This is a genomic window from Ruegeria arenilitoris (assembly GCF_013035315.1).
GTDB classification, from domain to species: Bacteria; Pseudomonadota; Alphaproteobacteria; order Rhodobacterales; family Rhodobacteraceae; genus Ruegeria; species Ruegeria arenilitoris_D.
On the sequence record NZ_WQHP01000004.1, the window covers coordinates 319,055 to 338,112 of the forward strand.

A 19,058-nucleotide genomic window follows, 5' to 3' on the forward strand; every position below is an offset into this window, starting at 1 on the left:
TCCTTGAGAAAATGTATTGTGATGAAGATCAGAGAAAGCGGGTTCGCTTACTCGATGATCCCCATGATGTCGCTTTCTTTCATCATCAGCAGCTCTTCGCCGTCGACCTGAACCTCGGTGCCCGACCATTTGCCGAACAGGATCTTGTCGCCAGCTTTTACAGCCATTGCGATCAGCTCGCCGCTGTCCTTGCGTGCGCCTTCGCCGGTTGCAACGACTTCGCCTTCGCTGGGCTTTTCTTTTGCGCTGTCGGGAATGATCAGGCCGCCTGCGGTTTTCTCTTCGCTTTCAACGCGACGAACCAGCACACGGTCATGAAGCGGTTTCAATGCCATCTTTGCAGCTCCTTGGGCTCAAAGTTTATTAATCCTCCCCTCGCCAGTCGGCGAGGTGTTAGCACTCTGGTATTGAGAGTGATAACGACGCATAGCTAGGAGGTCTCAAACCCCGAGTCAACAAGCTGTGATGGATTTTTTGGCAAATTGGCTCAGTCTGGCTGATCCCAACTGTAGGCCCAATGTTTCAGGCCTTCCCGCCCTGCTTCGGTCAGAGCATAGATGCCCTTTTCGACCTTTTCGAACCAACCGTAGTGATTTTCCCGCATCAACCGCGTGGCTGCGGATACGCCGGTCGCATGCGCGACCTCGGCACCCTTGGTCTCTCCGTTTTCGGCCAGATGTGCCGCGCACCGAAGGGCATCCTGACGGTAGGCCGTCACGATCCCATGCCGCGTTGCGCCGCCCGCGTTGGGGTCACCTTCCAACCGATCGAATTCGCGCAACAGGCGCGCAGCTTTTACCTTGTTCTTGCGCGGCGCGTAAGGTCCGGGGTCGCATTGCACCTCAACCGCGCCGTCGGCCCGCACGGTGATCAACCCAATCCCCAGCCTGCGGCATAGCGCCAGATTGTCCTTGAGCGCCCGCCGGGCCGTTTTCCCCTTGGGCTTGCATACGCCGATGTAAACCTGATCGGTCACCTTCAGCCGAGTGATCGCCTGATGGAACAAAGCCAATGAAAACCTCAGCTTCAACTCGACAATCACGGGGTCACCCCCCTCGCGCACGGCGACAATATCGGCCGCGCCAACCTCGCCTTTGACGGTATAACCCTGACGCTCTAACAGCGCCTTGATCGGGGGGTAGAGATCCTGCTCACGCTCCATTGCGCCATGCTATGCAAAATTGCCGCGAATGCCAGACATCACCTGCGCCCGTCTTGATCACGCCGCTACGCCAAGGCAATGTCGCACCGAAGTAGAAGTTTTCGGGATGGACCTGATGCGCCTGTTTGCCTTGCTGATTTTCCTGTTTCTGCCCGCAACCCTGCACGCCGCTTGCGAGGGGCAAGACCTGCGGCCGAACCTCAGTGCCGAGGTGCAGGCAGAACTGCAAAAGACGGTTGCCGACATTCCCTTTCCCGAAGGCAACCACTGGATCGCAACCAAAGGCGACACTGTCCTGCACCTGATCGGAACGCTGCATGCCAATGATCCGCGAATGGATGCTGTGGTCGCGCGGTTGATGCCAACACTGGAACAAGCGGACGCGTTTTATTTTGAAGTCACACAGGACGAAATGGACGCGTTCGAGAAGGATCTGGCCAATGACATGAGCCCGATCATGATCACCTCGGGTCCCAGCCTGATCGACCTGATGTCCGAGGATGATTGGTCCGCCTTGTCAGGAGGGCTGTCGGAACGCGGCATTCCTGCTTGGATGGCGGCCCAGATGCGCCCCTGGTTCCTAAGTATGATGCTGGGCATCCCCGCATGCATGATGCACGATCCGGATGCCAGCCATGGCATGGACGCCCGCCTGAACAATCTGGCCGCCGATTTGAACATCCCGCAATACTCGCTGGAACAGATTACCGACCTGATGGCCATGTTCGATAGCCACCCGATCGAAAAGCAGGTGCAATCCCTCGTGCGGATGGCCGGTGCTTTGGGCGGCAGCGAGGATCAATTGGCGACGATGGCGAATGCCTATCTGGAAGAAAAGCATGTCGAAATCATTCAACTGGCCCGCATTCAGGGGCTGGAAGAGTCAGGGTTGACGCCCGAGGAATTCGACGCGGAATGGGACAGTTTCGACCAGCAATTGCTGGTCGAGCGGAACGCCAACTGGATGCAGCATATCCTGGGCATTCAAGACCAGACCGCTGTGATCGCGGTCGGTGCCGGGCATCTGGGGGGTGACCACGGCTTGCTGAACCTTCTGCAACAAGCCGGTTACGCCCTGTCGCGCGCCCCGTTCTGATCCCTGCAAATTCAGACCAACCGTCGCAGCGTACATACTGCCGGGTGACAACCCTTGCGCACCGCCCTATAAGGCGCGCGAAATGATCATCCTCAGGACGCTGACATGACAACGCTCGTATTTGGCCACAAATCTCCCGACACCGACTCTACAGGCTCGCCGATCCTGTGGTCGTGGTACCTGAACGAAATCAAAGGCGAACAGGCCGAGCCCGTTTTGCTGGGCGAACCCAACACAGAAGCGGCGTTCCTGCTGCAACGCTGGGACCTGCCCAAGCCGCGCATCATCGAAGATGTCGACGCGGACGCCCCTGTCGTCATCGTCGATACCAACAACCCTGCAGAGCTGCCCGCCAGCATCAACAGCGCCGACATCCGCGCCATCATCGACCACCACAAGCTGGTCGGCGGTCTGGAAACCAAAGGCCCGATCGACATCACCGTTCGCCCTCTGGCCTGCACCGCGACCATCATGATGGACCTGATTGGCGACGATGCCGCCAAAATGCCAGAAGCCATCAAAGGCGCGGCGCTGACCTGCATCCTGTCCGATACGCTGGAATTCCGCTCGCCCACCACCACCGCGCATGACCGCGCCGTCGCCGAGAAACTGGCAGCGGATCTGGGTCTGGACGTTTCGGCTTACGCTGCCGATATGTTTGCGGCGAAATCGGACGTGTCCTCGTTCTCGGATGCGGAACTGATCCGTATGGACAGCAAAGAGTACGAAGTGGACGGCACCAAGTTCCGCGTGTCGGTTCTGGAAACCACCGCCCCCGGCGTCGTGCTGGACCGCAAGGCCAGCCTTGCAGACTCGATGGTCGACGTGGCCAAGGAAGACGGCGTTGATCAGGTCCTGTTGTTCGTCGTCGACATCCTGAACGAAGAAGCCACTCTTCTGGTCCCGAATGATCTGGTCAAAGGCGTGGCCGAAAAGAGCTTTGGCGCAAGCGTTGATGGCGACGCCGTGGTCCTTCCCGGTATCATGAGCCGCAAGAAGCAGATCATCCCGAACCTCAAAGTCTGATCTGTCCAGATATTCAAAACGAAAGGCGCCTATCCGGGCGCCTTTTTCATTGTTTTGCGCAATTCGCATCTGTTGCTAGTCTGATTGCAAAAGCCAATCAGGGTCAGACAACATTTATGAGTTCCCGCAAGTTCAGCACCACACGCGATATTCTCAGATTTGAAGGAACGGACAAGGCCGCCTATTGGCGACGGTTTGCGATGCTGCTGACGTTATCCGTCGTGATTGCGACGATGGGTATGCTGCGGAACTCTGGTGCGGTGGTCATCGCTGCGATGCTGGTCGCCCCTTTGATGACCCCAATCCTGGGCGTGGCCGCATCGATGGTCATGGGATGGCTTGGCCGGGCCTTCAAGCTGGCCCTGATCGTCTGTGGCGCTGCGGTGGTCAGCGTCTTTCTCGCATGGTTTCTGGTCTATGTCGCGGACGTGCCACGCGGCATCCTGATCCCCGATCAGGTTCTGGCCCGAACGGACCCCGGCACCGAAGACCTGATCGTCGCCCTGGCCGCCGGAGTGGCCGGAGCCTATGTTCAGATCAACCGATCCGAGGCCAGCCTGCTGCCCGGAGCTGCTATCGGTGTTTCGTTGGTACCGCCCCTGTCTGCCTCTGGTGTGTTGTTGTATTTCGGCGAACCGGCCGAGGCCTATGAGGCCGGATTGCTGTTCGCCACCAACCTTGGCGCGATCATCCTGTCTGCATGCGCGGTATACATCGTGTACGCGGCGCGGGCCGTAGCTTTCAGCAAAGGTCGTCGTAAACTGAATTTCACCGCAAGCGTGGTGGTGACGCTCGCGTTTCTGGCCTTTGTTGTCCTGCAACTCGGCAAATCCACCTACAACCGATATCTGGAAACCCGAACCGAAGCGCAACTGGCGCAGACGATCCGGGACTGGGCGGATCCGGTGTCCGTCGAGGTGATCCGGGTGGACGTGAATGCCAAACGCAAACACGCCGATATCTGGCTGATCGTGGACCTTCCGATCGAAGCGGCATTCAAGGTGTCCTCTATTGCCGGCCTGCTTCCGGAAACCCTGCGGGAGACGCCATTGGTCGATGTGCTGAGGGATGAGCTAGGCCCGGGCTATAAGGTTATTGTTAGGTTCCAGAATAGGATCGGCGCCCAAGTCATTCTGGGCACCGAGAACGTGCAGCAAGCGCCGGATGTCGAGGAAATCAACGAATAGCGCCCAAGTGCTGCCTTTGTTGGCCCGCGAAACAGATTGCGGGATGGCCAACAGGCAAAAGCTTTGCCATAGCTGTGGCAACTCTGACTTCAGATCCCGAGGCCCCCATGACCCAGATCATCCATGCGCTTTCCGAGATTTCAGGCCGCTACAAGGCGCTGTTCGTCGACCTGTGGGGTTGCGTTCATAACGGCATCACCGCCTACCCCGAGGCCGTCGCCGCGTTGAAAGCCTATCGCGCGCAAGGCGGGGTCGTCGTGTTGGTCACGAACTCTCCGAAACCGCGGGCAGGTGTGGCCGAACAGTTGGGGCAGTTCAATGTTCCTGCGGACGCCTATGACACCATCGCCACGAGCGGAGACTCGGCACGATCCGCGATGTTCCGCGGAGCCGTCGGCCACAAGGTCTATTTCATGGGAGAGTGGGAACGCGATGCAGGGTTCTTTGAACCTCTGAAACTGCTTCACCACCCGATCCACATCGAGCGCGTTCCTCTGGACGAGGCCGAAGGCATTGTATGCTGCGGGCCATTCGACCCGATGGCGGACCCTGCGGTGAACCGCCCCGATTTCCTGTATGCCAAGCAAAAAGGAATGAAGCTGCTCTGCGCCAACCCCGACATCGTCGTGGACCGGGGCGAAGTGCGCGAGTGGTGCGCAGGCGCGTTGGCCAAGCTGTACACCGAGATGGGCGGAGAGAGCCTGTACTTCGGAAAACCCCACCCGCCGATCTATGATCTGGCCCGCCGCAGACTGCAGGAACTGGGCCACGACATCCCCGATGGGGACATTCTGGTGATCGGCGACGGCCCTCACACCGACATTCTGGGCGGCATGGGAGAAGGCATTGATTCTCTGTTTATCTCGGGTGGCTTGGCTGCTGCGGAAACAAAAACTGAGCACCATCCGCACGAAGAATCCCTAAGCGATTATATTGCAAGGGAAAATATCAATCCGACATACACGATTGGCCGGTTGAGATAGTCAGAAAAGACTTGATTTTCTGCAGTTGCGAAGTAATAAAGTTGCCAAACGAGGGCAGCTTGCGTTTTTTTGTTGCCCGCTGAAATCGAGTGAGGGCGATATGTTGGATAACCTTCCACGCGGCACGATCTGTATTGAAGACATCGAAATGGGCATGACCCGCCACCTGCGCAAAGTGGTGACGGACGAAGACATCGAGATGTTCGCGCAGGTTTCAACGGATCGGAATCCGGTTCATCTGGACGACGATTATGCCCGCGACACGATTTTCGAAGGGCGCATTGCCCACGGGATGCTGACCGCAGGTCTGATCTCGGCCGTTATTGGCGAGCAACTGCCTGGCCACGGAACAGTTTACATGGGGCAGTCGCTGAAGTTTCTGGCCCCTGTGCGCCCCGGCGACATGGTCTATGCCGAGGTCAAAGTGATCGACATCGACTTTGCCAAGCGGCGGGTCAAGCTGGACTGCCATTGCTCGGTCGACAACAAGAAAGTACTGGTGGGTGAGGCGATGGTCCTTGCCCCGTCCCGCAAGTTCGACTGAGCTCTCTTCCAGAGAAATCCCCAAGGGCGCCAATCACGGCGCCTTTTTTTGTTGCTCGGAAACTCGATGCGCCGCCTACGCGCATTCGCCTCACGGCCAGCGAAGGAAGCGTTCAGTTGGCCCCTGAACGTCAAAGCGAGGCAAGGTAACACTCCCACAGCAATCAGGTGCTTGAACCCGGCCTTCAGTCCCGCTAGGCAAGCTGCATGCAGATCATCCGGGATTTCCAGTTTGTCGAGCCAGAAGACCGCGGTGCCAGTGTGGCCATCGGGAACTTTGATGGCATTCACGTCGGGCATCAGTCGGTCATCGAACTGGCGCGCAGCGTTGCTCCGGATGCACCGCTGGGTGTGTTGACGTTCGAGCCGCATCCACGGGAATACTTCGCCCCGGCCGCCCCACCCTTTCGTCTGATGCGAGACACCGCGCGCGCGCACCGGCTGGAAAAACTCGGCGTCGAAAAGTTGTACGAGCTGCCCTTCAACGCATCCCTCGCAGGCCTGAGCCCCGAAGAGTTTGCGCGCAATGTCATTTGTGACGGTCTCGGCCTGTCGCATGTCGTGGTCGGCGCAGATTTCTGTTTCGGCAAAGGGCGCAGCGGTACTGCCGATGATATGATCCGGTTTGGCAAAGAGATGGGTTTTGGCGTCACCATCGCGCCTTTGATGGAGCGGTCCGATGACGTCGTCTCATCGACTGCGATCCGCAAGGCTCTGACCGATGGCCGCCCCCGCGATGCCGCCGCCATGCTGGGCCACTGGCACCGGATCGAAGGTGAGGTGATCGGCGGAGAACAACGCGGTCGAGAGCTGGGTTTTCCAACCGCCAATATGTCTATCGAAGGGTTGCATCCGCCGAAATTCGGCGTCTATGCGGTACTTGTGGACGTGTTGGACGGGCCGCATCAGGGCAGTTATCACGGCGCAGCCTCGGTCGGTGTGCGGCCTATGTTCAACGGTGAAATCCCGAATATCGAAACCTTCTTGTTCGATTTTTCGGGTGATCTTTATGGCTCGACATTGTCGGTCGGTTTGGTCGACTACCTGCGGCCCGAGATGACATTCGATGGGCTGGACGGCCTGATTGCTCAGATGGACACGGATTGCGACAAGGCCCGCGCACTGCTGGCTGCGCTATGACCGCCGACCCGATCGATCGCGGCGGCCTGTCCCCACGGTTCTGGGAACGCAAACCGCTGACCAAAATGAATCAGCGCGAGTGGGAAGCACTGTGCGACGGCTGCGGCAAATGCTGTCTGAACAAGCTTGAGGACGAGGACACCGGCGAGGTCGCTCTGACCTGCGTCGCCTGCCGTTTGCTGGACGATGAAACCTGCCGCTGCACGCAATATGACATCCGCCATCAGTTCGTGCCGGAATGTATCGTGATGAAGCCCGACAACATCGACGATCACGCTTATTGGTTGCCGCAAACCTGCGCCTACCGGCTGCTGTGGGAAGGGAAGCCACTTTACGACTGGCACCCGTTGATATCAGGTACACCGGACAGCGTGCACGCGGCTGGTATCTCGGTTCAGGGGCGCACGGTGTCTGAGTTCGAAACCCCCATGGAAGAATGGGAAGACTATATCATCGAGGAGCCAAGCTGATGTATTTCGCCTCTGACAATTCCGGCCCCGTTCATCCACAGGTCATGGCCGCGCTGAACGAGGCCAACCAAGGCTATCAGATGGCCTATGGCGCTGACAGCTTGATGAACGAAGTTCGGGATCGCATTCGCGGCATCTTCGAGGCTCCGGGCGCGGCGGTTTATCTGGTGGCCACAGGGACGGCTGCGAACTCGCTGGCTCTGGCAACGCTGTCAAACCCATGGGAGACGGTGTTCTGTTCACCGGTTGCGCATATCCACGAAGACGAGTGCAATGCGCCCGAATTCTACACTGGTGCCAAGCTGACCTTGGTCCCGGGCGGGGACAAAATGACCCCCGAGGCGCTGCGCGGCGCAATTTTGGCCGAAGAGACGCGCGGCGTTCACGGACCTCAGCGTGGGCCGGTATCAATCACGCAGGTGACCGAGCGCGGATCGGTTTACTCTCTATCCGAATTGCAGGACTTGTGCGGCGTCGCGAAGGAATACGGGTTGCCCGTGCATCTGGACGGTGCACGGTTCACCAACGCTCTGGTTGCACTGAACTGTTCCCCAGCTGAAATGACGTGGAAAGCGGGTGTGGACGCGGTCAGCTTTGGCGGGACCAAGAATGGGCTGATGGGCGTTGAGGCGGTCGTTTTCTTTGACGAAGCCAAAGCCTGGGAGTTTGAGTTGCGCCGCAAGCGCGGTGCGCATTTGTTTTCCAAGCATCGATACCTGTCCGCTCAGATGGCCGCCTATCTGCAAGACGACCTGTGGCTGCAAATGGCCCGGCAAGCGAATGACAGCTGTGCTTATCTGGCCGATGGTTTGCGTGCCAAAGGCGCGACCTTTCTGCATGAACCGCAGGCCAACATGATCTTTGCACAGTTTTCCCGCGCTCGGCACAAGCAGCTGAACGAGGCGGGCGCGATCTACCACCTTTGGGGCGCAGAGCTGGACGGTTCGGATGACGACGAAGCGCTGGCGTGTCGATTGGTATGCGACTGGTCGATTGGTCGAGATGACATAGACCGGTTTTTGACTCTGCTGTGAGCCAATTACCGGGCGCGAGCCTTTCCAGCTCGCGCTTCAGGAAGACCTGCCCCAAAAAGATTGAATTACAGCCGCCGTCTGTTGCGGATGCGTGATCGGCAGCATATGCCCTGCGCCCGAAACCACACCCGTTTCGGCATGGGGCAACCTTCGGGCAAGGCCATAACCAATCGCGGGCATGATGGGATGCGACTCAGACCCGCTGAGGATCAGTACCGGCATGGTTGCTCGGCCCAGAACGCCCGTGTTCAATATCCCTTTGGTATCTTTGAACAACGCGTCGTCAACCGCTGGAACTACGTGAATTCCCCGAACCATGCCTGCGCGAGTTCGTTCAGGCAAGTCGGGCCAGCGGGGGCCATCCTGAGCACCCCACATCCGGTTGAATAACCGGGCGGCTTTTTCCATGTCCCCTGACGCGAATGCGTCGGATACAGGTTTGGCCTCATCGTGATGCCTCCGCACAAGCTCGGGCGTATCCTGAGCGGCAATGGCAAAGAAAACGGGCTCAATCAGCGCCGCGCTGCGAACGAGCTGAGGGAACTCGACAGCTAAGCGCAAAGCGATCATCCCTCCAAAGGAATGCCCGATCAGGTCCATCGGCTCGGTCAATTGTGCGGCAGTTAGCTTGGTCACGAGGTCGAACAGATCGCCACGCCCGTCCCAATTCGGGCTGCGCCCGTGGGACGGCATGTCGGGGGCTCTCAACGTCGCTTCGCCATCCAGCACAGAAGCCAGCGCCGACCACGCCCCGGAATGCGCAATGGTGCAGTGCAGGGCCAGCACTTTGCGCCCACCCTGCCCCAAAGTTCTTACGAATACGCTATCTTCCAGGGTGGTATCCCTCACCCTTTCATGTCCGCCAGATGCTGGTCCAGATCCTCTAGCCGGTCCTGTCCCCAGAACCGCTGGCCGTCCTCAGTGATGTAGAACGGTGCGCCAAAAACCCCACGATCGACCGCTTCTTCTAGATTGGCGGCATAGGTCTCGGCACCTACCAGCAATCCACTATCAGCCAACCCCGGATCAAACCCCGATTGGGTCAGACAATCCCGGATCACATCATCTTGGGCGATGTCTTTTTCCTCGGCCCAACACGCCCGCACAAAGGAATGCGCCAGCTTGCCGACATCCCCCGATCCGTCCTTGATCGCTGCGATGATCGCATAAGAGGACGGTGCCGCGTTGGTCGGCCAATGCGCAGGTTGCAAGTTGAATTCCATGCCCAACTTCTTCGACTGCCGCTGCAACTCCTGCGCCCGGTATTCGATGCGAGAGATATGACGATCCTTGGGGGGTGTGCCCCCGGTGCGGCCGAACAGGGCAACGATATCCAGCGGTTTATAATTGATCGTCGCGCCGTGCTTCGCCGCAACCTCTTCCAGCCGCATGCCTGCCAGATAGGTATAGGGCGAGAGTGTCGCAAAATAGTAGTCAATCTGGGCCATGTGCACTTTCTCCGCTTGGTTATCTTTGCTGGACGGTAAGGCCATGCTAAGCGGTGTCAACATCACGAATCTGTCACATTTGCCATTGCTGCCCGGGGACCTCAGCCGATGCCGACACTCAACGAACCCAAGCTAATCGCTGGGAACGCTAACCTTCCTCTTGCCGAATCCATCTCGCGACGCATGAGCCTGTATCGCGGCGTTGATCAGAACCTGGTCGATGCGCGTGTCGAACGCTTCAACGACGGCGAAATCTTTGTCGAGGTATTCGAGAATGTGCGCGGTGAGGACATGTTCATTGTCCAGCCGACCTCGAACCCGGCCAACGATAACTTGATGGAGCTGCTGATCATCGCGGATGCGCTGCGCCGTTCATCGGCTCAACGGATTACAGCCGTGATACCTTACTTCGGCTACGCACGTCAGGATCGCCGCACCAAAGCCCGTACGCCCATCTCTGCGAAGCTGGTGGCCAATATGTTAACCGGCGCTGGGATCGAGCGGGTTCTGACCATGGATCTGCATGCGGCGCAGATTCAGGGCTTTTTCGATATTCCGGTGGACAACTTGTATGCCTCGCCGATCTTCGCTCTGGATGTGAAGCACCAGTTCCAGGACTGCCTGGATGAAATCATGGTGGTCTCGCCCGACGTCGGCGGCGTGGCCCGCGCGCGTGAGTTGGCCAAACGGATCGAAGCGCCGCTATCGATCGTCGACAAGCGTCGCGAGAAGGCCGGTGAAGTGGCTGAGATGACCGTAATCGGCGACGTCAAAGACAAGATCTGCCTGATCGTGGACGACATGTGCGACACCGCTGGTACGCTCTGCAAAGCGGCGCAGGTGCTGCTGGACAATGGTGCGAAAGAGGTCCACTCGTACATCACTCACGGCGTCATGAGCGGCCCTGCCGTTGAACGAGTGACCAATTCGGTGATGAAATCGCTGGTCCTGACGGACACGATCCAGCCGACACTGGAAGTTGCCAAAGCCAAGAATATCCGCATCGTGCCAACCGCGCCGATCTTCACGCAGGCAATCCTGAACATCTGGAACGGCACGAGCGTCTCCTCGCTGTTTGAGGACAAGACTCTGACACCGATCTACGAGTCGATGTACCATATGGACTGACCGAGCTGGGCGGCCCTTAAGCCGTCCTTTTTCGTCAACACAACAACACAGGATGTTCCCGTGACAGCCTCAAAACGTATAGTTCTCTCCAGTGACCACGCAGCCATTGAGCTGCGTCAGGCGGTCGCTAACCATATCGCCGCCAAAGGTTGGGAGGTCGTGGATATCGGCCCCAAAACGCCCGAGAGCACGCATTACCCAATCCATGGGAAAGCCGCCGCACAGGCCGTCGCTTCGGGCGATTGCCAGATGGGGATCATCCTGTGCGGCACAGGTCAGGGCATCATGATGGCCGCGAACAAGGTTCCCGGCATCCGCTGCGGCGTGTGTTCCGACGCATTCTCGGCCCGCATGATCCGCGAACACAACAACGCCAACATGCTGTCCATCGGCGCGCGTGTTGTGGGTGAAGGTCAGGCGCTGGATATTGTCGACGCGTTTTTGGGTGCCGAGTTCGAAGGCGGCCGCCATGCGACCCGTGTGGACATGATTGAGGGGCAAGACGGCTGAAACGTCGTTAACCCCAGTCAAACGACAGGGCCCCGATCGGGGCCCTTTTTTATGAGATGTCCCAGTCATCCTCATGCGCGACTTCGCCGATGGCGGTCCACGTCACGCGGATCCGCGCGATCCGTGTGTCCGACCACGTCCGAAACACCGCGCTGAAACTGTTCGCTGTGATATCTTCTGCGCGCACCTCGGCCCGCAAAGCAGAAGAAGTATCCACATCCCACAAAGACACGCCAATCTGAACCACCGGCGCGGATCTGAAAGGTTGGCTGAATGTGATGGTTGAACGGCGCTCGCGCGGACCTTCTCCGGTCCACATGTCACCGCCGTCGGCAAACTCGGAAAACAATACTGTCTCGCCCTGGTCAATGCCAATCGGGTGGGTTTTAAACGTCTTCATTCATTCGTCTTTATCAATGAATTCCGAAACCGTACCTCGGAAACTCGTTAAAATCACTAAAAAAAACGGCCCCGCATTGGCAGGGCCGTCTTCTATCTTTGGAATTGCGAGAACCTTACAGGCTCATATGCGTCCCAAGGGCTTCCATGTCGGCCAGCAGCTTGGCGGCGTCATCGACGATGGTTTGATCATCGCCTTCTTTTGCCGCCTCGTGCGAGGCGCGAGCTTCGGCGATCATCTCGTCCAGATGCGAACGGGTCACTTCCGAAACCGGGATCGCCTTTTCGGCCAGAACCGACAGGCTGTCGCCGTTGATCTGAGCAAACCCACCGGTGACCAGGTATTCGCTGGAGCCTTCGGGTGCCTCGACCTTTAGGACGCCCGGGCGCAGCGTGGTAATGGTAGGGGCATGATCGGGCATTGCCGTCATGTCCCCGTCCGCGCCGGGAATCTGGACCGCGGTGGCCGCAAGCGAAGCTAGGCTCCGCTCGGGGCTGACGAGGTCGAATTGCATCGTGTTTGCCATCAGGGATACTCCTTAGGCGGCTTCTGCTGCCATCTTCTCGGCTTTGGCGATCACTTCTTCGATGCCGCCAACCATCAGGAAGGCCGCTTCGGGCAGGTGATCGTATTCGCCAGCGACAACCGCTTTGAACGACTCGATGGTCACATCCAGAGGAACCTGAACGCCCGGCGAACCGGTGAAGACTTCGGCCACGTCGAACGGCTGCGACAGGAAGCGCTCGATCTTACGGGCACGGGCCACGGTCAGTTTGTCCTCTTCCGACAGTTCGTCCATGCCGAGGATGGCGATGATGTCCTGCAGCGACTTGTAGCGCTGGAGGATCTGCTGAACGTCGGTCGCAACCTTGTAGTGCTCTTCACCAACGATGGCCGGGTCGAGCAGACGCGAGGTCGAGTCGAGCGGGTCAACCGCCGGGTAGATACCCTTTTCCGAGATCGCACGGTTAAGAACGGTGGTCGCGTCCAAGTGAGCAAACGAGGTTGCCGGCGCAGGGTCGGTAAGGTCGTCCGCAGGCACGTAGATCGCCTGCACGGATGTGATCGAGCCCGACTTGGTCGAGGTGATGCGTTCCTGCAGGGCGCCCATGTCGGTGGCCAGCGTCGGCTGGTAGCCCACCGCCGAAGGAATACGACCCAGCAGAGCCGAAACCTCGGAACCCGCCTGCGTGAAGCGGAAGATGTTGTCGACGAAGAACAGAACGTCGGTACCGGACTGGTCGCGGAACTGTTCGGCCAGGGTCAGGCCGGTCAGAGCAACACGTGCACGTGCTCCCGGAGGTTCGTTCATCTGACCGTAAACCAGGGCCACCTGCGATTCCGACAGGTTGTCCGGCTTAATAACGTTCGATTCGATCATCTCGTGATACAGGTCGTTCCCTTCACGGGTCCGTTCACCAACACCCGCGAACACCGAGAAGCCCGAGTGCACTTTTGCGATGTTGTTGATCAGTTCCATGATCAGAACGGTTTTGCCAACGCCGGCACCGCCGAACAGGCCGATCTTACCGCCTTTGGCGTAGGGGGCCAGCAGGTCAACAACCTTGATGCCGGTCACCAGGATTTCCGACTCGGTCGACTGTTCGTCGAACTCGGGTGCGGGCTGGTGGATCGCGCGGGTTTCGGTTGCTTCAACGTCGCCCTTTTCGTCGATCGGCTCGCCGACAACGTTCAGGATGCGGCCCAGGGTGGCGTTACCAACGGGAACCGAGATCGGTGCGCCGGTGTCGCTTACCGCTTCGCCGCGGACCAGACCTTCGGTCGCGTCCATCGCGATGGTGCGGACGGTGTTTTCACCCAGGTGCTGCGCAACTTCCAACACCAGGCGCTTGCCGTTGTTGGTGGTTTCCAGCGCGTTCAGAATTTCAGGCAGCTGATCTTCGAAGTGCACGTCGACGACGGCCCCGATGATCTGTGTGACTTTGCCTTTTGCATTCGCCATGTTTCGTCTCCGGTTTTCTTACAGCGCTTCGGCGCCGGAAATAATTTCAATCAGCTCGTTGGTGATCACGGCCTGACGCGAGCGGTTGAACTGGATCGTCAGCTTGTCGATCATCTCACCCGCGTTGCGTGTCGCGTTGTCCATCGCGGACATCCGTGCACCCTGTTCAGACGCTCCGTTTTCGAGCAGAGCCGAGAAGATCGCGGTCGCAACCCCCTTGGGCAGCAGGTCGGCCAGAATGGCCTCTTCGCTGGGCTCGTAATCGAAGATGGCACCGCTGTCGTCACCCTCGGTTTCCTCGAACGAGGCGGGGATGACCTGCTGTGCCGTCGGGATCTGGGTCACAACGTTGACGAACTTCGAGTAGAAGATCGTGGCAACGTCGAACTCACCCGCGTCAAAGCGAGACAGGACGTCCTTGGCGATGTCTTGCGCGTTGTTGTATCCAATGCGCTTGACCTCACTCAGGTCGATATGTCCAACGAACAGATCGCCAAAATCACGCTTGAGCGCGTCGCGGCCCTTCTTGCCGACAGTCAAAACCTTGACTGTCTTGCCCTTCAGGCGCAGCTCTTCCGCCTTTTGGCGGGCCAGCTTGGCGATGTTCGAGTTGAAGCCGCCGCAGAGGCCGCGTTCAGCTGTCATGACAACCAGCAGATGGACATCATCACTGCCCGTACCTCGGAGCAGCTTGGGGGCGCTGTCGCTGCCCCCGACCGAAGCCGCCAGCCCCGCCATCACGGCATTGAACCGCTCGGCATAGGGACGCGAGGCTTCGGCAGATTCCTGGGCGCGGCGCAGTTTTGCAGCCGCGACCATCTGCATGGCCTTGGTGATCTTGCGGGTCGATTTGACCGACTCGATCCTGTTTTTAAGATCCTTAAGATTTGGCATATGCCCGCCTCTCCCTTAAGCGAAGGTTGCGGCGTATTCGTCCAGCGCAGCCTTGATCTTGTCGGAAGCGTCACCCTTGATCTTGGGATCTTCGTCCGTGATCCACTGAAGCAGATCCGCGTGTTTGCCACGCAGGTGCGCCAGCAGGCCAGCTTCGTAACGGCCAACGTCGGACACATCGATCTTGTCGAGGTAACCGTTGGTACCTGCAAAGATGACACAGACGATTTCAGCGTTGGTCAGCGGCGAGTACTGCGGCTGTTTCATCAGCTCGGTCAGACGCGCACCACGGTTCAGCAGCTGCTGGGTCGCGGCGTCAAGGTCGGAACCGAACTGCGCAAACGCAGCCATTTCGCGGTACTGAGCCAGCTCCAGCTTAACCGGACCGGCAACCGACTTCATCGAGTTGGTCTGAGCCGAAGAGCCCACACGCGAAACCGACAGACCGGTGTTCACAGCAGGACGGATGCCCTGGTAGAACAGTTCGGTTTCAAGGAAGATCTGGCCGTCGGTGATCGAGATCACGTTGGTCGGAATAAACGCCGAAACGTCACCACCTTGCGTTTCGATAACCGGCAGAGCGGTCAGCGAACCGGCACCGAAGTCTTCGTTCAGCTTCGCCGAACGTTCCAGCAGGCGCGAGTGGAGGTAGAAAACGTCGCCAGGATAGGCTTCACGTCCGGGCGGGCGACGCAGCAGCAGCGACATCTGACGATACGAAACAGCCTGTTTCGAAAGGTCATCATAGATGATCAGCGCGTGGCGGCCGTTGTCACGGAAGTATTCGGCCATCGCGGTTGCGGCGTAGGGTGCCAGGAACTGCATCGGTGCCGGGTCGGACGCGGTTGCGGCCACAACGATCGAGTATTCAATCGCACCGGATTCTTCCAGTTTCTTCACCAGCTGCGCAACGGTCGAACGCTTTTGACCGATCGCAACGTAAACGCAGTACAGTTTCTTCGACTCGTCGTCGCCTGCTGCGTCGTTGTAGGTTTTCTGGTTCAGGATCGCGTCCAGAGCAACGGCGGTTTTACCGGTCTGACGGTCACCAATGATCAGCTCACGCTGGCCACGGCCAATCGGGATCATCGCGTCAACCGATTTCAGGCCGGTTGCCATCGGCTCGTGAACCGATTTACGCGGGATGATGCCGGGGGCTTTAACGTCTGCAACGCCTCGCTTGGTCGCGTTGATCGGGCCTTTGCCGTCCAGCGGGTTGCCCAGACCGTCAACAACGCGGCCCAGCAGCTCGTCACCGATCGGAACGTCCACGATCGAGTTGGTGCGCTTGACGGTGTCACCTTCTTTGATGTCACGGTCGGAGCCGAAGATAACGACACCGACGTTGTCGCTTTCCAGGTTCAGAGCCATGCCCATGATGCCACCGGGGAATTCGACCATTTCACCCGCTTGCACATTGTCCAGGCCGTATACACGGGCAATCCCGTCACCGACGCTCAGCACGCGGCCGATCTCGGCCACTTCGGCTTCTTGACCAAAATTCTTGATCTGGTCCTTCAGGATTGCAGAAATCTCTGCAGCTTGGATTCCCATTTATCCGACCTCTTTCATTGCATTCTGTAGGGAGTTCAGCTTCGAACGGATCGAGCTATCGATCATTTTCGAGCCCACTTTAACGACAAGACCGCCGATGAGGCTTTCATCCACGGTCGCATTGATAGTCACGGTCTTGCCCACGCGCTCGGACAGCGTCTTGGACAGTTTTTCCATTTGCGTCTTGGTCAGCGCCTTGGCCGAGGCAACATCGGCAGTCACTTCGCCACGCTCGTCAGCCAGCATGTCGCGCAGAACCTGCACCAGTTGCGGCACAACGAACAGGCGGCGTTTCTGTGCCATCAGACCCAGCGTGTTGCGCAGGATGGCGTGCAGACCCATTTTGTCAGCGATTGCGGTAATGGCGCCTTCTTGTTCGGCGCGCGAAACCAGAGGCGATGAGATCAGGTCGCGCAGTTCGGCGCTTTCGCCCAATGCTGCTGCCAGATCGTTGATTCCGGTTTCCAGACCTGCGAGGTCATTATTCTCTTTGGCGATCTCAAAGATCGCGGTGGCATAGCGCTCGGCGATGCCTGTGGAAATCGAAGCTGGTTCGGACACGTCCACCCTTCCGATATTTTGGGCCCCGAATTCGCGTTGCGGCAGCTACCCCGGGGGCGTGAAGAAACCCCGGCCAGACGGTCGGGGATCAAAATCACCGGGGATGTAGCAGAGCCTAACCCAGCTAGCAACATATTATCACGGCAATAGGTTTATCCACAAAACATTATTTTTCAGTCACTTAGACAAGGTGCGACCCTTTTATCCGGCTGAGCAGGCCGAAAAATGTTACGAAACTGTAGGTTTTTGCGATTCCTGTGTCCTTTTTCCCTCATTTTTCTCGATTTGACGGGGGAAAGATGACGCGTATATCAGGCAGGCTTCAAAAGCCCATCAAGCGCTTTGATCGGGCGGCGCTCGGCCTCCTTCGTGACGTTGCCGCTGGGGGGACGGATATGCTTTGTCACTTCGACCATCAGAACACCGCCCGCCATTATGGTTGGCAAGCGCTGGCCGGTCTTTTCGATCAGACTGCCGGATTTCAGCCAAAACCGGCGGAAGGATGGCGGCAGGTACAGGGCCGAACAATGGCTTTCCGGGATGAAGTGATGCGCCTTAAGCTGATTTTCCAGCTGCGTTGCTGAATAGGGCCGACCAAAGCCGAACGGCGTTCGATCAGTCCGCGACCACAGCCCCGCCCGGTTTGGCACGATAAAGTATGCACGCCCCCCGGGGCCAAGGACACGCCAACACTCATTCAGCAATTGGCTGGGCCGCTGCGTTGTCTCAAGCCCATGCATCACGACCAGTTTGTCAACATGGCCGGTTTCGATCGGCCACAAGGTCTCCTCCGTCAGAACGGACACATTGGGCATCCCTGCGGGCCACGGCATGACCCCTTGTGGCCCCGGCATCAGCCCAATGACGCGCCGAGCATCCGCAAGGTAAGGGCGCAGCAGCGGTACCGCGAACCCAAAGCCGACGACCGTTTGCCCTTTGGCCTCTGGCCATTGCTGGGTCAGGCGCCCACGGATCGCAGCCTGCGCCGCACGCCCGAGGGTGCTGCGATAGTAGAAATTCCTCAAATCCTGCACATCAAGATGCATTGCAGACACCCGGTCAATCGGCTTAGCTGGGCGCAGTCTAGCAACGAAAGGGCAAAAGGCCATGCCTCTTGAGATCGTTACCATCCCATGTCTCAGCGATAACTACGCTTTTCTGGCGCATGACGCCGTTAGCGGCAACACCGCCCTGATCGACGCGCCCGAGGCTGGTCCCATTCTGGCCGAGTTGGACAAGCGTGGCTGGACGCTGACCCACGTCCTTTTGACGCACCACCACTGGGACCACGTGGATGGGTTGCCCGGCATTTTGGAAAAACACTCCGCCAAAGTGATCGGAGCTGCCGCAGACGCACACCGCCTGCCCCCGTTGGATCAAGAAGTCAGCGACGGTGATAGCTTCGAGTTCGGCGGCGAGCCGGTGCAGGTGATGGACGTTTCAGGCCATACGGTCGGACACGTTGCTTATTACATGCCCCAAAGCGCGGTCGTGTTCACCGCCGACAGCCTGATGGCTTTGGGCTGCGGTCGCCTGTTCGAAGGCACTGCACCGCAGATGTGGGCCTCGCTCAGCAAACTGGCGGCACTGCCTGATGACACGCTGGTCTGTTCGGGACATGAATACACCCAGTCAAACGCGAAATTTGCGATTACTGTGGACCCGGGCAATGCCGCACTGCAGCAACGCATGGCCGATATTGATCGTGCGCGGGCAGCTGGCGAACCCACGGTGCCGTCGACTCTGGCGCTGGAAAAGGCCACTAACCCCTTTCTTCGGGCAACGGATCCGGCGATTCAGGCGCATCTGGGAATGCAAAACGCCGACCCAGCGGAAGTTTTTGCAGAGATCAGGGCTAGAAAAGACCGCTTCTAGTGCCCAAATTGCCCTCCTCACGGCCACGGTCACGTGAAATGTGACTGTCAAGTGAAAGAAAACCCTTGAAGCCGGGCCACGATC

The 19,058-nt window shown here is 58.6% G+C and carries 22 protein-coding genes; 11 read left to right on the top strand and 11 right to left on the bottom strand.

The features are described 5' to 3' along the window. Nucleotides 1-47: 47 nt before the first annotated feature. Both groES and GOV53_RS11365 read right to left on the bottom strand, forming a co-directional pair. On the bottom strand, nt 48-335 hold the full coding sequence (groES, locus tag GOV53_RS11360) for a co-chaperone GroES (RefSeq protein WP_170423103.1): 288 nt from the start codon (nt 333-335) through the stop codon (nt 48-50). 152 nt (nt 336-487) lie between these two features. Beyond that, nucleotides 488-1,162 carry a DUF2161 domain-containing phosphodiesterase gene (locus tag GOV53_RS11365; RefSeq protein ID WP_170466735.1) on the bottom strand — a complete coding sequence of 225 codons (675 nt, stop codon included), beginning with the start codon at nt 1,160-1,162 and terminating at the stop codon, nt 488-490. Between the two features lie 28 nt (nt 1,163-1,190). On the opposite strand from GOV53_RS11365, the gene GOV53_RS11370 reads away from it, so the two are divergent. From GOV53_RS11370 to GOV53_RS11405, 8 genes are all read left to right on the top strand, one after another. After that, the gene (locus GOV53_RS11370) at nt 1,191-2,258 is read left to right on the top strand and encodes a TraB/GumN family protein (RefSeq protein WP_254439266.1); all 1,068 of its coding nucleotides are present in this window, start codon (nt 1,191-1,193) and stop codon (nt 2,256-2,258) included. Between the two features lie 105 nt (nt 2,259-2,363). Beyond that, nucleotides 2,364-3,284, top strand: a complete 921-nt coding sequence (locus GOV53_RS11375) for a manganese-dependent inorganic pyrophosphatase (protein ID WP_170423109.1) — start codon at nt 2,364-2,366, stop codon at nt 3,282-3,284. Between the two features lie 116 nt (nt 3,285-3,400). Further along, a complete protein-coding gene (locus GOV53_RS11380) occupies nt 3,401-4,471 on the top strand; it encodes a DUF389 domain-containing protein (protein WP_170466740.1) in 1,071 nt (356 codons plus the stop codon). A gap of 107 nt (nt 4,472-4,578) precedes the next feature. Continuing rightward, complete coding sequence (locus tag GOV53_RS11385; protein WP_170466743.1) at nt 4,579-5,454, top strand: HAD family hydrolase; 876 nt, start codon at nt 4,579-4,581, stop codon at nt 5,452-5,454. A gap of 100 nt (nt 5,455-5,554) precedes the next feature. Continuing rightward, complete coding sequence (locus GOV53_RS11390) at nt 5,555-5,998, top strand: MaoC family dehydratase (RefSeq protein ID WP_170423116.1); 444 nt, start codon at nt 5,555-5,557, stop codon at nt 5,996-5,998. Nucleotides 5,999-6,204: 206 nt separating this feature from the next. Continuing rightward, the gene (locus GOV53_RS11395) at nt 6,205-7,137 is read left to right on the top strand and encodes a bifunctional riboflavin kinase/FAD synthetase (protein ID WP_170466746.1); all 933 of its coding nucleotides are present in this window, start codon (nt 6,205-6,207) and stop codon (nt 7,135-7,137) included. After that, the gene (locus tag GOV53_RS11400) at nt 7,134-7,607 is read left to right on the top strand and encodes a YcgN family cysteine cluster protein (RefSeq protein ID WP_170466749.1); all 474 of its coding nucleotides are present in this window, start codon (nt 7,134-7,136) and stop codon (nt 7,605-7,607) included. Before GOV53_RS11395 ends, GOV53_RS11400 begins: the two co-directional genes overlap by 4 nt. Further along, nucleotides 7,607-8,641: a threonine aldolase family protein gene (locus GOV53_RS11405; protein ID WP_170466752.1), complete on the top strand. Its 1,035-nt coding sequence runs from the start codon at nt 7,607-7,609 to the stop codon at nt 8,639-8,641. Before GOV53_RS11400 ends, GOV53_RS11405 begins: the two co-directional genes overlap by 1 nt. A 36-nt stretch (nt 8,642-8,677) precedes the next feature. Here GOV53_RS11405 and GOV53_RS11410 read toward each other — a convergent pair whose 3' ends face one another. After that, nucleotides 8,678-9,490, bottom strand: a complete 813-nt coding sequence (locus tag GOV53_RS11410; RefSeq protein WP_170466754.1) for an alpha/beta fold hydrolase — start codon at nt 9,488-9,490, stop codon at nt 8,678-8,680. Then, complete coding sequence (locus GOV53_RS11415) at nt 9,487-10,089, bottom strand: 2-hydroxychromene-2-carboxylate isomerase (RefSeq protein ID WP_170466757.1); 603 nt, start codon at nt 10,087-10,089, stop codon at nt 9,487-9,489. Before GOV53_RS11415 ends, GOV53_RS11410 begins: the two co-directional genes overlap by 4 nt. Nucleotides 10,090-10,197: 108 nt before the next feature. Here GOV53_RS11415 and GOV53_RS11420 point away from each other — a divergent pair, with 108 nt between their 5' ends. Together GOV53_RS11420 and rpiB are read left to right on the top strand one after the other, a co-directional pair. Continuing rightward, complete coding sequence (locus GOV53_RS11420) at nt 10,198-11,217, top strand: ribose-phosphate pyrophosphokinase (RefSeq protein ID WP_170466759.1); 1,020 nt, start codon at nt 10,198-10,200, stop codon at nt 11,215-11,217. Between the two features lie 60 nt (nt 11,218-11,277). Beyond that, the gene (rpiB, locus tag GOV53_RS11425) at nt 11,278-11,727 is read left to right on the top strand and encodes a ribose 5-phosphate isomerase B (protein ID WP_170466762.1); all 450 of its coding nucleotides are present in this window, start codon (nt 11,278-11,280) and stop codon (nt 11,725-11,727) included. Between the two features lie 49 nt (nt 11,728-11,776). Here the strand turns inward: rpiB and GOV53_RS11430 are convergent, their stop codons facing one another. The 7 genes from GOV53_RS11430 to GOV53_RS11460 form a co-directional block, all read right to left on the bottom strand. Continuing rightward, entirely contained in the window at nt 11,777-12,127 is a 351-nt protein-coding gene (locus GOV53_RS11430; protein ID WP_170466765.1) for an H-type lectin domain-containing protein, read from the bottom strand. A gap of 115 nt (nt 12,128-12,242) precedes the next feature. Next, complete coding sequence (locus tag GOV53_RS11435) at nt 12,243-12,653, bottom strand: F0F1 ATP synthase subunit epsilon (protein WP_170466767.1); 411 nt, start codon at nt 12,651-12,653, stop codon at nt 12,243-12,245. A gap of 12 nt (nt 12,654-12,665) precedes the next feature. Continuing rightward, complete coding sequence (atpD, locus tag GOV53_RS11440) at nt 12,666-14,090, bottom strand: F0F1 ATP synthase subunit beta (protein WP_170423135.1); 1,425 nt, start codon at nt 14,088-14,090, stop codon at nt 12,666-12,668. Nucleotides 14,091-14,108: 18 nt separating this feature from the next. Beyond that, nucleotides 14,109-14,984, bottom strand: coding sequence for a F0F1 ATP synthase subunit gamma (locus GOV53_RS11445; RefSeq protein WP_170466770.1), 876 nt, complete (start codon nt 14,982-14,984; stop codon nt 14,109-14,111). A gap of 15 nt (nt 14,985-14,999) precedes the next feature. Further along, entirely contained in the window at nt 15,000-16,538 is a 1,539-nt protein-coding gene (gene atpA, locus GOV53_RS11450) for a F0F1 ATP synthase subunit alpha (RefSeq protein ID WP_152459013.1), read from the bottom strand. Further along, nucleotides 16,539-17,099 carry a F0F1 ATP synthase subunit delta gene (locus GOV53_RS11455; RefSeq protein WP_170466774.1) on the bottom strand — a complete coding sequence of 187 codons (561 nt, stop codon included), beginning with the start codon at nt 17,097-17,099 and terminating at the stop codon, nt 16,539-16,541. A gap of 311 nt (nt 17,100-17,410) precedes the next feature. Further along, nucleotides 17,411-18,145 carry a class I SAM-dependent methyltransferase gene (locus tag GOV53_RS11460; RefSeq protein WP_170466777.1) on the bottom strand — a complete coding sequence of 245 codons (735 nt, stop codon included), beginning with the start codon at nt 18,143-18,145 and terminating at the stop codon, nt 17,411-17,413. 61 nt (nt 18,146-18,206) lie between these two features. Between GOV53_RS11460 and gloB the strand changes: the two genes are divergently transcribed. Continuing rightward, a complete protein-coding gene (gene gloB, locus GOV53_RS11465; RefSeq protein ID WP_170466782.1) occupies nt 18,207-18,974 on the top strand; it encodes a hydroxyacylglutathione hydrolase in 768 nt (255 codons plus the stop codon). Nucleotides 18,975-19,058: the final 84 nt, after the last annotated feature.

Bases quoted from the DNA above. Each gene is read 5' to 3' on its own strand.
- groES (WP_170423103.1), bottom strand. From the start codon at position 335: ATGGCATTGAAACCGCTTCATGACCGTGTGCTGGTTCGTCGCGTTGAA.
- GOV53_RS11365 (WP_170466735.1), bottom strand. From the start codon at position 1,162: ATGGAGCGTGAGCAGGATCTCTACCCCCCGATCAAGGCGCTGTTAGAG.
- GOV53_RS11370 (WP_254439266.1), top strand. From the start codon at position 1,191: ATGCCAGACATCACCTGCGCCCGTCTTGATCACGCCGCTACGCCAAGG.
- GOV53_RS11375 (WP_170423109.1), top strand. From the start codon at position 2,364: ATGACAACGCTCGTATTTGGCCACAAATCTCCCGACACCGACTCTACA.
- GOV53_RS11380 (WP_170466740.1), top strand. From the start codon at position 3,401: ATGAGTTCCCGCAAGTTCAGCACCACACGCGATATTCTCAGATTTGAA.
- GOV53_RS11385 (WP_170466743.1), top strand. From the start codon at position 4,579: ATGACCCAGATCATCCATGCGCTTTCCGAGATTTCAGGCCGCTACAAG.
- GOV53_RS11390 (WP_170423116.1), top strand. From the start codon at position 5,555: ATGTTGGATAACCTTCCACGCGGCACGATCTGTATTGAAGACATCGAA.
- GOV53_RS11395 (WP_170466746.1), top strand. From the start codon at position 6,205: ATGCAGATCATCCGGGATTTCCAGTTTGTCGAGCCAGAAGACCGCGGT.
- GOV53_RS11400 (WP_170466749.1), top strand. From the start codon at position 7,134: ATGACCGCCGACCCGATCGATCGCGGCGGCCTGTCCCCACGGTTCTGG.
- GOV53_RS11405 (WP_170466752.1), top strand. From the start codon at position 7,607: ATGTATTTCGCCTCTGACAATTCCGGCCCCGTTCATCCACAGGTCATG.
- GOV53_RS11415 (WP_170466757.1), bottom strand. From the start codon at position 10,089: ATGGCCCAGATTGACTACTATTTTGCGACACTCTCGCCCTATACCTAT.
- GOV53_RS11420 (WP_170466759.1), top strand. From the start codon at position 10,198: ATGCCGACACTCAACGAACCCAAGCTAATCGCTGGGAACGCTAACCTT.
- GOV53_RS11430 (WP_170466765.1), bottom strand. From the start codon at position 12,127: ATGAAGACGTTTAAAACCCACCCGATTGGCATTGACCAGGGCGAGACA.
- GOV53_RS11435 (WP_170466767.1), bottom strand. From the start codon at position 12,653: ATGGCAAACACGATGCAATTCGACCTCGTCAGCCCCGAGCGGAGCCTA.
- atpD (WP_170423135.1), bottom strand. From the start codon at position 14,090: ATGGCGAATGCAAAAGGCAAAGTCACACAGATCATCGGGGCCGTCGTC.
- GOV53_RS11445 (WP_170466770.1), bottom strand. From the start codon at position 14,984: ATGCCAAATCTTAAGGATCTTAAAAACAGGATCGAGTCGGTCAAATCG.
- atpA (WP_152459013.1), bottom strand. From the start codon at position 16,538: ATGGGAATCCAAGCTGCAGAGATTTCTGCAATCCTGAAGGACCAGATC.
- GOV53_RS11460 (WP_170466777.1), bottom strand. From the start codon at position 18,145: ATGCATCTTGATGTGCAGGATTTGAGGAATTTCTACTATCGCAGCACC.
- gloB (WP_170466782.1), top strand. From the start codon at position 18,207: ATGCCTCTTGAGATCGTTACCATCCCATGTCTCAGCGATAACTACGCT.